The organism is Lihuaxuella thermophila, assembly GCF_900110165.1.
Classification (GTDB): Bacteria; Bacillota; Bacilli; order Thermoactinomycetales; family Thermoactinomycetaceae; genus Lihuaxuella; species Lihuaxuella thermophila.
Genome location: NZ_FOCQ01000009.1, coordinates 1 through 14915, shown reverse-complemented (window position 1 = coordinate 14915; position 14915 = coordinate 1). Strand labels below are relative to the sequence as shown.

General features: G+C 36.5%; 13 protein-coding genes and 1 other annotated feature (1 of these 14 running past the window's edge). Of the genes, 3 read left to right on the top strand and 10 right to left on the bottom strand.

Annotated elements, in window-relative coordinates; genetic code table 11:
* Nucleotides 1-172, top strand: a binding site (T-box leader) (it extends 80 nt beyond the left edge of the window).
* 40 nt (nucleotides 173-212) lie between these two features.
* Complete coding sequence (locus BMW55_RS11180; protein WP_139179489.1) at nucleotides 213-2864, top strand: valine--tRNA ligase; 2652 nt, start codon at nucleotides 213-215, stop codon at nucleotides 2862-2864.
* 46 nt (nucleotides 2865-2910) lie between these two features.
* On the opposite strand, the gene BMW55_RS11175 is transcribed toward BMW55_RS11180, so the two are convergent.
* From BMW55_RS11175 to BMW55_RS11145, 7 genes are all read right to left on the bottom strand, one after another.
* Nucleotides 2911-3825: a glycosyltransferase family 2 protein gene (locus BMW55_RS11175; RefSeq protein ID WP_089969085.1), complete on the bottom strand. Its 915-nt coding sequence runs from the start codon at nucleotides 3823-3825 to the stop codon at nucleotides 2911-2913.
* A gap of 27 nt (nucleotides 3826-3852) precedes the next feature.
* Nucleotides 3853-4518 (bottom strand): class I SAM-dependent methyltransferase, encoded by a 666-nt coding sequence (locus BMW55_RS11170; protein WP_089969082.1) that lies wholly within the window; start codon nucleotides 4516-4518, stop codon nucleotides 3853-3855.
* Nucleotides 4519-4535: 17 nt separating this feature from the next.
* Nucleotides 4536-5906 carry a hypothetical protein gene (locus BMW55_RS11165; protein ID WP_089969080.1) on the bottom strand — a complete coding sequence of 457 codons (1371 nt, stop codon included), beginning with the start codon at nucleotides 5904-5906 and terminating at the stop codon, nucleotides 4536-4538.
* 24 nt (nucleotides 5907-5930) lie between these two features.
* Nucleotides 5931-6848 carry an ATP-grasp fold amidoligase family protein gene (locus BMW55_RS11160; RefSeq protein ID WP_089969078.1) on the bottom strand — a complete coding sequence of 306 codons (918 nt, stop codon included), beginning with the start codon at nucleotides 6846-6848 and terminating at the stop codon, nucleotides 5931-5933.
* 143 nt (nucleotides 6849-6991) lie between these two features.
* Nucleotides 6992-7432 carry an NUDIX domain-containing protein gene (locus tag BMW55_RS11155; RefSeq protein WP_089969075.1) on the bottom strand — a complete coding sequence of 147 codons (441 nt, stop codon included), beginning with the start codon at nucleotides 7430-7432 and terminating at the stop codon, nucleotides 6992-6994.
* A 73-nt stretch (nucleotides 7433-7505) separates the two neighbouring features.
* Nucleotides 7506-7670: a hypothetical protein gene (locus tag BMW55_RS19425; RefSeq protein WP_170839885.1), complete on the bottom strand. Its 165-nt coding sequence runs from the start codon at nucleotides 7668-7670 to the stop codon at nucleotides 7506-7508.
* Nucleotides 7671-7739: 69 nt separating this feature from the next.
* On the bottom strand, nucleotides 7740-8117 hold the full coding sequence (locus BMW55_RS11145) for a hypothetical protein (RefSeq protein ID WP_089969069.1): 378 nt from the start codon (nucleotides 8115-8117) through the stop codon (nucleotides 7740-7742).
* Nucleotides 8118-8324: 207 nt separating this feature from the next.
* On the opposite strand from BMW55_RS11145, the gene BMW55_RS11140 reads away from it, so the two are divergent.
* Together BMW55_RS11140 and BMW55_RS11135 are read left to right on the top strand one after the other, a co-directional pair.
* Nucleotides 8325-8663: a helix-turn-helix domain-containing protein gene (locus tag BMW55_RS11140; RefSeq protein ID WP_089969067.1), complete on the top strand. Its 339-nt coding sequence runs from the start codon at nucleotides 8325-8327 to the stop codon at nucleotides 8661-8663.
* Nucleotides 8664-8744: 81 nt separating this feature from the next.
* Nucleotides 8745-9644, top strand: a complete 900-nt coding sequence (locus BMW55_RS11135) for a tetratricopeptide repeat protein (protein ID WP_170839884.1) — start codon at nucleotides 8745-8747, stop codon at nucleotides 9642-9644.
* 337 nt (nucleotides 9645-9981) lie between these two features.
* Here BMW55_RS11135 and BMW55_RS11130 read toward each other — a convergent pair whose 3' ends face one another.
* The 3 genes from BMW55_RS11130 to BMW55_RS11120 form a co-directional block, all read right to left on the bottom strand.
* Nucleotides 9982-10881 (bottom strand): DNA adenine methylase, encoded by a 900-nt coding sequence (locus BMW55_RS11130; RefSeq protein ID WP_089969061.1) that lies wholly within the window; start codon nucleotides 10879-10881, stop codon nucleotides 9982-9984.
* 134 nt (nucleotides 10882-11015) lie between these two features.
* Complete coding sequence (locus BMW55_RS11125) at nucleotides 11016-12482, bottom strand: DNA double-strand break repair nuclease NurA (RefSeq protein ID WP_089969059.1); 1467 nt, start codon at nucleotides 12480-12482, stop codon at nucleotides 11016-11018.
* Complete coding sequence (locus BMW55_RS11120; protein ID WP_089969056.1) at nucleotides 12482-14611, bottom strand: ATP-binding protein; 2130 nt, start codon at nucleotides 14609-14611, stop codon at nucleotides 12482-12484. Before BMW55_RS11120 ends, BMW55_RS11125 begins: the two co-directional genes overlap by 1 nt.
* Nucleotides 14612-14915: the final 304 nt, after the last annotated feature.

Below are 14915 nucleotides of genomic sequence, written 5' to 3'. Positions count from 1 at the left end.
AGAGGTTCTTCGGGTGGAACCTGTTGAAGGTCACTCCTGAGTTGTTCCTGCCAACGCCGGATTTTCGGTCAGTAGTGGGAAACGTGTTCCTGCGTTAATGGAGATGAGTGAGTGGAGAAATCATTGATTTTTTCACTAACAAAGGTGGTACCGCGAGCCCTTCGTCCTTTGAAAGATGAAGGGCTTTTACAATTGTAAGGAGGATGAAGCCGATGGCAAAAGAAATTCAAATGCCCACAAAGTATGATCCCAAATCGGTGGAAAGTAAAAGATATCAGTTTTGGCTGGATAATGATTTGTTCAAAGCCTCAGAGGATCAAAACAGCGAGCCTTTCTGTATTGTGATGCCTCCGCCAAACGTAACGGGCATGTTGCACATGGGGCATGCTTTGGATTTTACTTTGCAGGACATCCTGATCCGGATGAAACGAATGCAAGGGTATGATACCTTATGGCTCCCTGGCATGGATCATGCAGGAATAGCAACCCAGGCCAAGGTGGAGGAAAAGCTACGTAAAGAGGGAATCAATCGCCATGATCTTGGCCGTGAAGCATTCTTAGAAAAAACATGGGCATGGAAGGAACACTTTGCATCGATTATCCGTGAGCAGTGGAGCAAAATGGGTTTCTCCATCGACTATTCAAGGGAACGCTTCACAATGGATGAAGGCTTGTCCAGAGCCGTTCGTAAGGTGTTTGTTGATTTATACAACAAAGGTTTGATTTATCGCGGTAAATACATCATTAACTGGGACCCCGTAGCACGGACGGCAATTTCTGATATTGAAGTCATTTATAAAGAGGTAAAAGGAGCGCTTTATCATCTCCGTTATCCACTCTCCGATGGTTCAGGATTTATCGAAGTCGCAACTACTCGTCCGGAAACGATGCTTGGCGATACAGCGGTGGCGGTGCATCCAGAAGACGAGAGGTACAAAGACCTGATTGGAAAAACGATTACTCTTCCCATTGCTGGCCGAGAAATCCCGATTATTGCGGATGACTATGTTGATCCGGAGTTTGGAAGCGGAGCGGTAAAAATCACTCCCGCCCATGATCCGAATGACTTTGAAGTCGGTAAGCGTCACAACCTCCCGCAGATCCTGGTCATGGATGAAAGTGGAAAAATGAATGAACTGGCCAGTAAATACCAGGGTATGGATCGTTTTGAATGCCGTAAGCAAATTATCAAGGATTTGGAAGAAGCCGGTTACCTCATCAAGATCGAAGAACATGTTCATTCAGTGGGGCACAGTGAGCGTAGTGGCGCAGTGGTAGAACCATATTTGTCAACTCAATGGTTTGTAAAGATGAAACCTCTCGCCGAAAAGGCAATTCAATTGCAAAAGAGCGAGGACAAGGTAAGATTTGTACCCGAGCGATTTGAAAAGCTTTATGTGGACTGGATTGAGAATATCCGTGACTGGTGTATCTCACGGCAATTGTGGTGGGGGCATCGCATCCCGGCATGGCATTGTAAAAACTGTGGGGAAATCACTGTATCCATGGAAGATCCATCTTCTTGTTCCAAGTGCGGAAGCTCGAACATTTTGCAAGATGAAGATGTATTAGATACATGGTTTAGTTCTGCTTTATGGCCTTTTTCTACGATGGGCTGGCCTGAAAAGACTGCTGATTTAAGTCGGTACTATCCAAACAACGTATTGGTTACTGGGCATGATATCATCTATCCTTGGGTCGCACGTATGATCTTCACTGCATTGGAGTTTACGGGTGAAAAACCATTCAAGGATGTTATTATCCATGGATTGGTTCGTGACGCAGAAGGGATCAAGATGTCCAAATCGCTTGGTAACGGAGTTGATCCGCTGGAAGTCATCGACCAATATGGTGCAGATACCATGCGGTTCATGATTTCGACTGGATCAACACCAGGTCAGGACCTACGCTTCCGATGGGAACGCTTGGAATCAGCACGTAATTTTATTAACAAGATTTGGAATGCATCGCGCTTTGTATTAATGAACCTTGATGACTTCGGTGTCAACGATATCGATCTCTCTGGGTCATTGAATACGGCGGACCAATGGATTCTAACCCGCTTGCAGGAGACCATTAACTACGTGACACATCAATTGGAAGAGTATCACTTTAACGAAGCTGGTAAGGCGTTGTATGAATTTATATGGGATGAATTCTGTGACTGGTACATTGAATTTGCGAAGTTGTCGTTGTACGGGGATGATTCAAACGCGAAAAAAACCACTCGATCCGTTCTCTGTTATGTACTTGATCGGATTCTTCGCTTACTCCATCCATTCATGCCATTTGTTACAGAAGAAATATGGCAAAACCTGCCACATGAAGGAAAAAGCATCATGATTGCAAAATGGCCAGAGTTCGTCGAGCGCTTCCAATTCCCCGAAGCAGTAGAACAAATGAATCTCTACATGGAAGTAATTCGCAGTGTTCGGAATATCCGTGCCGAAGTGAATGTACCGCTTAGTAAGAAGGTAAATATCTTCATTCGGCCGGATAATGAAAAAACGTTAAACTATATGCGCCGTGGGGAGATGTGGATTCGCCAACAATGTAATCCGGAAAATCTTATTATAGGTTCGGATATCTCGATTTCCGAGAAAGCCATGACCGCTGTGGTGACAGGAGCAGAAATCTTATTACCACTCGCAGGATTGATTGATATTGATCAGGAAGTGGAACGTTTAAAGAAAGAACTGAAGACACTGAATGCAGAAGTCGAGCGAGTTCAAAAGAAACTGTCGAATCAAGAGTTTATAAATAAAGCTCCTGCTCATGTGGTAGAAGAAGAACGCAAAAAGGAAAAAGATTATCTTGAAAAACGAGAGAAAGTGAAAGCACGATTGGCCCAACTTCAGAGTTAATAAAAAAGGGGATGGATCTTTATAAAGGATGCATCCCCTTTTTTATTTAGGGTATGTTGTTTGGCTCAATGTCAGATGTTAATCGGTATCCTCTTTGATTGACCATATCGAGCGCAGTCTGAACGTTGTTGGATGCGATGTACAACAAATCAGTGAGTTTATCGGGTTTGCTTGAAATTACTTTGTTAGTGATTTCGTCTACTGTCATATTCGGGAAAGTAGCAGAAAATATTTCTAAATTATGTTCGATTGTTAGTCTTGTCAACTTTCTTTCACTGAGGTTTTTGGAAGAAATTCTGCTTGGATTATTATGAATACGATAAAGGTGATAAGGTATTTCAAAGAAATGGATATTGTTTTCCTTGTTTTGCTTAAATCTGGCGTTTAACAGAGAAACCGCAAATGACCAGTCTTGCCATTTTAAGATCGACTCATGATAACATCCTGCTCGAATAGCATCTTCTTTCCGGTAAATGATACTCGTTTGTGCATGATGTTTGTGGAGAATTTGCGTAGATGTAACAGGGTATGCCGAAATGGTGTATCCGTTGTAATCACCAAACATGCAAGAGATGGAGTGTACAAAAGCTACATCCGGTCGCTCCTCAAGAACTTGAATCGCCCGATCTGCATACGTTCCTGAACTCAATATCTCCTGATCAGTATTTAAGCAATCATCGGCGTCCAAAGGCAGAATGTAGTCATATTTCGCCAACCGTATACCAACATTTCTGGCATATTGAGCTCCTTGATTTTTTTCCATTCGAATGACTATTGTATCTCCAGCCCTCTCTGTCTCTAGTAGAGCTTCCAGAGTTTCGGCTTCGGTTGATCCATCATCAATTACTATACACTCATGCTCACATTGAAAAGGTTGTTTTCGGATAGAATCAACAGCATCCACAAGGAAGCGCCCAGCATTAAAGCATGGGATAATGATGCTTATTCCTCGCCTGCTCATAGTCGGCTCCCTTTCTCTGTGAAATTATCACTGGTTATTGGCAATAAGAGTCACCTTGTTTGCTTTAAAATAATCCTCTTTTCCAGATCGATCCTTTTCCTGGTATGGTTCAACTTTAATATCCACTTTCCAATTGTGGTAGTTAAAGTTAATCAAATTTAGCAGATCTTCTATAGTGAGTTGGGCTTCGTTTTCTATTAAAATCTCATTGCCATCACCTGATTTCCTTCGGATATCTGTAAAGATAACAAGATAGTGCCATCCTCTTTTGTTTGTTTGTCTGACTAAAACATTGATTAACTCTTCAACCTTACTTTTTCTTAAAAAATGAAGCACATCTTTTGAAACAACGACATCATATCGTTCCTCTGGTGTAAATATATTCAGATCTCTCTCTATGATTGTTATTTTTCCACTTAAAACTGTGTCTCCAAGTCTCTTCTCAAAATAGTCCCGTTTAACATAGTCAACAGCTGTAACTTGAAATCCTTTTTGCGCCATTTCTATTGAATAATTGCCATATCCATATCCCAGATCAATGGCTCTCAATCCAATCCCATTGGGAAAATTACTCAAGACTTTAAGAAAATCCATCGTAACTGGTGCCAATAAATTTTCTTGCGTTGATATCCGGTTTTTCATAGCTTTTTCATAAAAAGATTTTACTGAACTTTGTGGCATGATAATTCTCAAATCCAATCACTCCATGCTCAAATAAAATCAAAAGAAACGGGATATCCAGGTTGTTGGATGGAGGTAGCAATGGCTTGTGTCAAGCGCATGGTCAGCAGATGATTATCTAACAGGCTTCTTTCTTCCTCATCTAGAAGCCATTTAGTCATTAATTTTCGATTACTATCACTATGAAACAGTCCACTGAAGGTTTCTGATGTGTTATATTCTTCATCTGGGAGCAGAGAGGCATTCGTTCGTGTGGAAATTCTTGCAAAAGCGTCGATCCTTTCAATTTCTTTGATGTTGCGTATTGGTACATCAAAGCATTGTACATTAACAGAATGTAGAGTAGAGAGCTGTGCTTCAAAATCAACATTCGACACTCTCCCATTCTTGTTATAGACCCCCTCTGGGAATTCCCTCCACGAACGAACTGATGGTGTAGTTTGTTCCAGTGAGATAGTACCCAGGGTTATGGTTCGTCCTGATTGTTTGTCTTTCATACAAAAGGTGGTGGTTACATCTGTTTCACCATATTTGCATGAGTTTTCGCCAATCGAAGACCACTCAGGCCGATTGTCATCAAATTTTTCACTGAATATTTTTGATATTCTATCGTTCTGGTCTGCAGGATATGCAACATAAGAACTTAAAGTTATTATAAAGCTGGTATTAGGGAATACTAATTTATTCAGACTGAGAAATTGAACTGTGAGATCAACATAATGATAACCGCCATGCATAATCATTCCATATCCATATTTGTAAGGGTGATCTTCACGTAATTCATATTCATGATGCAGGTTCCAGACACCCCCTGCGTGCCGGAAGTGAAAAGATGTCAGAGGAGCCTGTAGTTCGATCATCTTCGATCTCAAAGAATCCATCACAATATCATTGTATATTTGATGATATCGACTCAGTGTCATGATGGAATGCTTCGCTGAATGATTTTTTGCTTCATTTATCAGATATTGCATCGTAGATTCAATCAAGCAAGGCTCAAATCGCCCATCTTTCATCGGTGCAAATATTGGTTTTTCAGTAAGACTAGGAATTCCGTTTTCCACACAGTACCTTAAGTAACCTTCATGCGCTTTCAACTCAGCGGCTATATAAACTTTGATAGTACTTTTTTTATCTATCAGTTCCCTGAATATTGGCTCAAAATCAGCGCGATTTGCCCACTCGTCAATATGTTGAGGATCGGGGAGAAAAAATACGTTTTCCGGCTTCAACTCCAATGATTCAATTCTTTTTATAATCTCCTCTCTTTGTGATTCGAGATCAATGATCGAATATGAATCAATGGCACCTGCGCTAATCGCTTCTTGAATACAGGACAAATATTTGTTTGAAACTATTTCATCGAAGCCAACAACAACTAAGTGAGCAACTTTCGTCATTTTCTAAATCCCCCCGTGTCTTATCTATTGTGAAGTGAACTTCTTTCCTTTATCTCGCAAACTTTCCTCTTTAATACTTGATAAATCAATTAATTTCCCCCAAATGATATCCCACTCATCAGGAATAAACTTTTGGTATCCACTCGCATGAAAAAAAGTTAATTCTCCAAAAACAATCTGTGCATTAATAGAATAAAAATCTACCCGAACTTCACAGAAAGGTTCAGCTAATTTCTCTGCGATTGATATCATTTTTTCTAATTGAGTCGGCTTCTTAATCTCAAATGGAACATGGGGATATCGCAATCTGATATTCATTAAACTCCAATTGGTGTCATATATGTTTCTGCAATGTTCTCCAAACCGGTCAACGTCTACCTGAATATAATGGGCCCTTCCTCCAAAACAAAAAATCTTATAATCATAAATCGTCGTCCCATCCTCATTTTGCAGAAATTTTTCGCAAATAATTTTGCGTTGGATATTGGAGTAATTCCATTCTCCCATCCAAAGTCCGAACGTTTCCTTTAGCCATCTGTTTAATTGTTTTCTTGTTTTTTGGATATCTAATGTGTTCTTATTTTTACAGATAATATTGTATCCAGTACCATGGTTGCACTTTAATACAAATTGGTTTGGCAATTTTTCAAAGTCTATTTCATCAGGATGATCATACACTCCATAAAGATCATTGAGGATGCTTTCATATCCTTGTTCTTTTACATACTGTCTAACTAACCATTTATCTGCACAAACAGTAAGTAGAGGATCGCGCCAATTGTATTTTAACCACTGAAGTTTTTCAGTGTATCGTATTGGATTTTCTAAATTAAGAGTATAACCAGTGTACCATTTGTATAAAAATTTTAGATATGCTTCATAGTTGATTTTAAATAACAATGTCATGGTCTTTTTTCGAATAGTATTAAATAAGTTAATCATAAAACCTCCTTCTACATTTAATAATAATATTAATTATCTAAGAATTATATTGTTATTGAGTTATTTTTTTAATATATCCTCATTTTTAATGAATGGATACCCGGCATTGAAACCGGGCACCCAATGGTATGAAAATGAACTATTTAATGAGTGACACTTGGTAAGGTTTGCTTTAGATAAGCTTCGATATAATTCTGATCCTCGGATTCAATGTTTTCTGGGAGCTTCGTAAAATCAAAATACCGAGCTTGGTTAATCTCCGCATTCTCTTTAATTTCTCCAAGGATATCTCTTGTAACATACACTGCGGTTACTGCATACCCTTCATTCTCATCGTCAAACCTGAAAATATAATTTTTACCAGAATATACACCAAGCATTTGAAGATTTCCGATCACCAGTCCAGCTTCTTCATATACTGCTCGCCGTGCAGTATCCTCTAACGTTTCTCCTAACTCCATAAGACTTCCAGGCAAGCACCATTTCCCTTCTTTTTTATGTTGGAGAAGCAATTGGCCCTTTTCATTAACAACCAATACAGTCGAGCCAACAACTACAAAAGACCGTTGACCAACTACTTTCATTGTTTCATACCACCTGATTCTGATGGTGGAAGTGCAAAGGGAATCACCTGAGTCCATTGCGTATTCATTTGATTTAAAAAATTCTTGTCCGGTCCACTTCATGTGCGATAAGGAGTTTGGTGAATGTATGCTGGCCTTTCGACCTTTCCAGCAAGGTTTCTACATGTTTTTTCAGAACGCGGCATACCATCTGTTTTGTTTCATAGTCCAGTTTTAATACAATCTCTCTTTGTTCCAATATTTTTCCCTCCAGTTTTGAACGAAACTTTTTCGATCGCTCCACGCCCATCCAATCAACAGAACAAAATTAATTTTCCCTTCCACTTTTTCTAGTGTTATAATAAGAGCGAATCAATTCTTTTTTTGGGAGCCGTTCTTTTGTGGCTCTCTTTTTTATCTCAAAAACCTTACCGCTGATCCAAGTCACCCCCGGCTGCATCTCCACCATGATACTGTCCCAAAAGTGAATCTTCACCTCCTCCTCCTTTTCTGTCTCCAAGTTAACGGTCAGGGGTTTGCAAACTTCGGGAACAAAGTTCATTTTTACAACGTTTTCTTTCTCTTTGAAAACAGGAGAAATATATCCCTTGGAATCTATTTTGACTTCGTACTGTGGTTGAGATTTTAAATCATTGATGAATCGATAAAGTTCAAACGGGTTTCCCACAACACACATCTTTAACAATCTCAGCACCTCCCTCATAAAATAGATTTTGTTTCCTTTACTCTTTTTTTGTTGGTGCTTATATTGTAATATAAAGTTGATAATTTTTCATTAAGTTCAAATTTTTATTTTCAGGCTACTATTTGCAAAAATAATTTTATTTTTCATAATTGATTTGATAATAATGAATTCGCTGCAAAAATTACAAAAATAGAAAGGGGAGGACTTATGGACAAACCCATTGACCGTGTCACTATCGGTCACATGATTCGAAAAAAAAGAAAGGAATTACGTTTGCGTCTAGAGGATGTCGCCGATGAAAATGTATCTCCCTCCACGATCAGCAATATCGAACGCGGAGTTCAAATCGTGGCCAAAGAGAAGATCGCTTATGTGGCTCAAAAGCTGGAAGTTGAAATACCCGAAGTTTCTTCCATGCTAAGGCAAATCGGTAAAAGGGAACAAAAGATATTGTCCAAATTGAAAAGATTAATGAGCACAACCGATTTCGCCGATCCGGCCAAAGCGCTGAAACGAATCGATGACTTAAAAGTGGATGAGTTTTAACCCTTCTATGCGATGTCCCTTTATCTCAAAGGTCGATGTCATCTACAAAAAGGAAATTATAGTCGAGCAGAAAACCTTTTCTTGGATGTTTTTCGTTTTCTGGATAAAAATGATTTCTATGCCAGACACAATGTAAAAGCGTTTTGCTATTACGACTATGCGAGATTGTTTTACTACAATAATGACTTCAAAAATGCATTAAGCTATACATTAAAGGGAATTGATGCTTTTAAACCAAATGAACCAGGTGTGGAGCTCATTCATTCATTAAAGATCAGTAAAGCCATTTATCTCGAGAAATTGGACAGATATGAAGAATCATTAAGAGCCATTGACGAACTGTGGGAGGATAGCTATTCCATCAAAAATATTTTCGTTCTTCTGAATATGTATGAAACGAAGGCATTTATTTTAAAGAAACAAAAAATGCAAGAAGAGGCTATTAAGTTAGCTTATGAGGGAATTGATATCGCCAGAGTTAACAAGGTTCCCGACCGATTATTTGATCTGTATACACTCCTTGGTAGTATCTATATGGAACTCAATGATCTGGATGAAGCAGAAGATTGTATTTTGACCGCTTTGGACTTTAAAAATAAAGTCAAAAAAGAATATTTATTAATCGGTTCCTACACACTTTTAGGAAGAATAAGAATGAAGCAGGAACGTTGGGAAGAATCTCTGCAATATCTTCAGGAAGCTGTAAGAATTGGAGAAAAAACAAATGATGCAAAGAGATTAGGATGGGCATTAATCGCGTTGGGAGACTGGTATCAAACAAAAGAAATGTATTCGGAGGGTGTAGACGCATATCAAAAAGCATTAGAAATTGGGAAACTTAAAGAAATTAAGAAGCTACACCGTATCGCTTTATTGGAATTGAGTAAGTGCTGGAAGCATATAGATAGGAGCGAATTTGTCACGTCCCTTGAAAATTTGTTTGATGTTGAAGTACAATTAGTGGACGAGAGGGAATTTTAACTTATAATGAAAGCATCAACAGGGAGGAAAACATTATGCTCAAACATCGTAACGATCCACCAGACAGTTCCACTGTTCGATAAATTTAAAATAATCTCAACTTCAGCTTAGGATGTCGCTCCTAGGCTATTTATTTTTATCGAAAAGTTAAGATAGCTCAGATTGTGTAGAACTAATTATTGAAGTCACTGAAAATATGATTTTCTGGCTCGTATTGATTTATAATGAGCATGGCCCGCCGATTTATTTGGTAGGCCATTTTCAATATTTCCTCTCTGTTGCTTAAATTGTGCTTCTTGTTCCGAGCTGTAAAATTCTATTTCTTTGAAGCCCATATTTAAGACCTAGTTTTCACTTCTTCATCGTCTTTAGTAATTAAAAGTGAATAAAAACTTTTTGGCAAAACTAATCCTTCAGAACAAAAAAGCAACTCACTAGACTTTCCTTTATTAGCGGCACTATGGTTGATGATAAATTCTCGATAGGAAAGATCACTGTAAATCTCTATAATTTCATCGGCTACATCATATGTAGTTATCCATGCATGTTTCTGTATTTTTTTTATCTCATTATAAAGAGCTAGGTGATCTTGATAGCTGTAAAAGTTCGTATACAATTCTCTTCCTTTTTTGAAGTAGGGTGGGTCAAAAAATATAAAAGCTTTTTTCCTCTGCTTGTTTACCACTTTTTTAATAAATTCAACAGCATCTAGATTATACAATCTAATTCTAGACTTCTTCTTGTTGATTTCCCGTATTTTGTAGATTAGATCTTCTTTATTAAATCGACAATCTATTAAATACTTTCCCTGCTGCTTAAATCCACCAATTGGTCCAGCTTTAATAATCCCTGAGCGGTTTGTTCTGTTAAGAAACAAAGTAGAAAAACCTAATTCTAACAAAGAAATATCTTCATCTTGATTCATAACAATTGAACGATGTTTTTCCCATTCTTGAATGGTAATAGGTGTATTATAAATCATCTCTATTAGCTCTTCAGAATAATTTAAAATACTATACCATAATGCGAAAATCCGCTTATCAAAGTCATTAATAATAATCTTGTCAGTGTAATTTCCAAATAATAGATACAATGCAACCCCCGCACCACCAGCAAATGGTTCAATATAAGTTGCACCTACTATTTCATTCTCAATCAATATATCTCTAACAATAGATGCAACTTTTATTTTTCCACCCGGATATCGGAGAGGAGACCAAAAATTTTTTCTACCCATAATTCAATCTCCCTTTTTAAAATAAAAACACATACGTATTAAGATACTTGTACCATTATATAATGGTTATAGCAGTTTCTTAATATGTAAATGGACTTGTTAGAAAAAATACCTAGTTTTCTCACTAGGTATTTTTAGCTAATAATAGATTTTGCAAAGTCTTCCAAACTACTTACACCTGGTTTTAGGCTAATTGAGGCATATTTATGTGCTAATACAATAGGTAGTAATGCATTTTCATAAATATCAACTTCTAGTTCGTTTATTAACGCGGCTATTTTTCCTAAATTTTTGTACGAGACATGTGAAAAAAACATTTTCCTGAAATATTTAGAACTCTTATCTACAGGATACATAACATTAATAACATAAGGTTTACCATTGGGATCAAAATAAACGATATCCTGCCCATAATAAGTTTCCGCACCAAAAGAACCAGATCCCATTTTAGGTTGAATATACTTAAATCTATATTCATCATCAATAAGAAGGATCTTTGACTTAGGTAATCTTTTCTCATAACTTCCAACGAGGGACTTCTTTTTTATATGTTCTAGTAAAAGATTGACATGATCTACCACTAAACCAGACTTAGTTAATCCAAAGAAAACCAATGGTTCTAAACTATAATCCATTAACATTTCATTAACTGATAAAAGGTAACGGTGTATTGAACGACTCACTTTTGCAGGTTCACCAAAAATAGCTAATGGTCCATCCAAGATGAATGCAATCTGACTTAAAGTTTTCAGACAATGATCTTTTCCTAGTCGATTTTTCTGGGATAAAATACTCATGATCAAGTTTATTGGATACAATTGTTCTACTACCCTAGCTAAACGACTTAAGATTCCTCTAGCACCAAACTCTTCATCTATTGTCTCATGTAGTCTCAGATAATCAATCAACAAAAGCTCCCTTTTACAAAATGGACACTTTGCTGTTTTATTTGCATTATTGAAATCTTCCTTCTTAAGTAATTTTTTACTTTCTTTCCACTCCATAGTATTATTTTTCGACTTCTCTCTGACAGCCGCAAATTGTTTTTTGCAAGGATCTTCAATACAGTTGAAGTTCCTTGCAATATCATCTTCTGATAATAGCAGATAAAGAGTATCTAATAAACTCGGACTTTCATTGTTATAAGTCCGGGAACTCTTAAAATAGTCATTAATTTTAAAACGAATTGAGTCTGTCAAATTACTGTGTCCGTCAATACTAGTATTAAAAATAGGTAAATCTAATGAATGAGTATGTGCATTAGTAATTTTATTATATTCAATAGGATTAACAATTCCATTTACAACAACTTTTGACCTTTCCGCCAACTTCACCAAGTTTAGACTAAACTGCATAAAACCAACTTCTGCACTTGGAAAACGCTCATTAACGGGCACAAAATCAAAACCGGAATCAATAGAAAAGACAGAACTACAACTATATCTTAACGGGGTAATATCAATAAATTTTTCTTGTATTTTTTCAGTAAACTCACCAGGATCACACTTCACCTTATATTTACTTAAAGACTCTTTAATTTTGGGGTTAGCTAGAATCCGGTTGTGTGCTAGTTTATTTGATGTCTCATGTACAAACGGCATTAACTATCACCTTCAAACTTTTTAATCTGTACAGGAACAACAAAATTTTGTGACATGGTTTTGATTCTTGCAAATCCTACATCCTTTGCTCTTAATAGAGAGTCTTTAAAGTCTCCAAAATCATAAAATTTAGCCAATGTTTTAATCTCATCTTCGTTGTTTAAATGTGTAACAAACCAGTTCTCCGTATTTGAAAGAATGTTTTTGTTGATTGATGAAGGTTCTTGTGTAGAATATACTAAACCAATTCCATACTTTGCGCCTTCTTTGGCTGTTCTTGGCCAAATATCTGTCAATTCCATCTCTTTACCAATCAAGTTGTGAGCCTCTTCAACATAGAGAATTACTTTGGGTGGTATGTCTCCACTAGTAAAGACATCGAGGTTATTATTAAAAATTTTCTCTACGATCTTTTTAGTGATTCGATCTCTAACATCCTTTTTTCCATTTGAAATATCCAGGATAATGACTCGACCAGCTCTCATATCTTCTAGAATCCGTGCAACGTAATCTTTGTTTAAGCTGTTCTCATGATAAGCGTCTAGGCCAAGTTTTGCTATAGTCCTAAAACCTAAGTAAGGTTGGTTATTTGAGTTTTTTTGATGGATCAAATTCATTAGAGTGGCCGTCTCATCACGAATTAAATCTCCTCCGCTACTAGATTGAATACCAACTTTCCTGTTTATTTCATCAAGTTGTTTGAGAATTTGACCAAATTCCTCCATAGGTAAATATTTCTTTTCTGTTAATAAACTTATGATATTTGATAACCATGAATCATACTTTTCATATTCCCTAATTTCTTTTGAAACTTTCTTTCCAACTGATTGGTCCTCAATCTCCTTGAGCATTTCATTAATGCTTTTTTGAGTTTTTTCCAAAGATGTTTTGCTAAAGGGCACTTGTAGTTTTAGGTCTCTACTAGTACAATTACATAAATATAAAAGATATTGGTATAGTGTTTTATTAATGGCGAATCTATTTTTTAAATTGTAGTCTACTTCTGGGTCTTCCCACATACTAACGTCCATGTTCATAAACGCTTCAATGTCATTAGAACTATTTTTAGAAGAGGATTCTAATAAGGATACGATAAATTCATGAGCTAATACTAAGTTTTTATAAAAGTTGAATTTTAATCGTTTTACAACATCTGACTCTGCTACCTTTTGATTTAATGTGTAAACGATTGAGTTTGGTATATCGTTAGATATGGAAATTTTCTTCTCTAGATTCCCGTCTTGAACATTAGGAAAAGCATACTCACCATTAATATCAAAAACAATCTGGGAAACTTTGAGTCCATGACTTTCACAACTTTTGTTTATGGCTTTAATTAATGTTTTTACAGTATTGGATTTTCCTGTCCTAGTCATTCCAAATGTTGCCGTTCTTCTCGCAATAAAATCAAATGGATTTACGTATACCTTAACATCTGCAGACTGAGATTGCATACGATTTGTCGAAGTATAACGAATGTTCCCAATTTCATACTGCTCGAGATCATCATAATTTTGGACATGAATCCCGTTGCGTATTAATTCTTCTACTATGGTCTTTTTGCGAATTGGATCAATAAAGTTTACAATTTTTTGAAGCGATTCTCCTTTCGGCTTATATATATAAAGTGACTTTTGTCCGTAATAGTTCTCTAAATCGGCTCCGAAAAAAAGTTCTCCATTTTCTTCGTAAAATGTTCCTAGTACTCTACACTCAAGGCCTGTAAAACCCATTTCCTTTTTAGAATAATCATCATAGTTAAGAGATCTATTTTCAGGAGCATCCTGATCCAAGTCTTGTAAAGATTTGATCTTATCTACTCTTGTTTTAATCCATAAATCATCATCTGGAACTTTACATTCAGAAAGTACTCTTAATAAAATAACTTCTTTATCTATATCATTTGCTTCAATAAATGCTTGTTTTCGAAAAGGTGTGGCAATAAGAAAACTGTTATGAGGGATACCATTTGCCCCCATTTTCCAGAAGTCATTAGTTAAAAAAGAAACTTTTCTATAATTTACATCAAAACTATAACCAACAATATCTGATTCATTGACTATTTGCAAAAGTTTACTATCTTTTAATGCGACGGTCATTACTTGTTCTTTGATCTCTTGTTCAAACATTTTATACACCCCCGAGCTAATTTGATATATTTAATATTTATGAAATTATCGCACAAACGATTGATAAGGTCAATACGACCACTTTACAAAAATAGTAATTTTTTTGTCTGTATTAAGGTTATCATTAATTATTACATATGAAGTTTTTGGACTAAGTTTTGAGTGACAAATTACAGATAATTGAAATTTAAATATTTTTTGCATACTCTTATAGCGCCCCAATTTAAAATGCGACGGTTAGATGTGTAGAGCTCTCCGGTTTTGATAGAATTCTGCTTAAGGAGGAACCGGAGATGAAACGTCG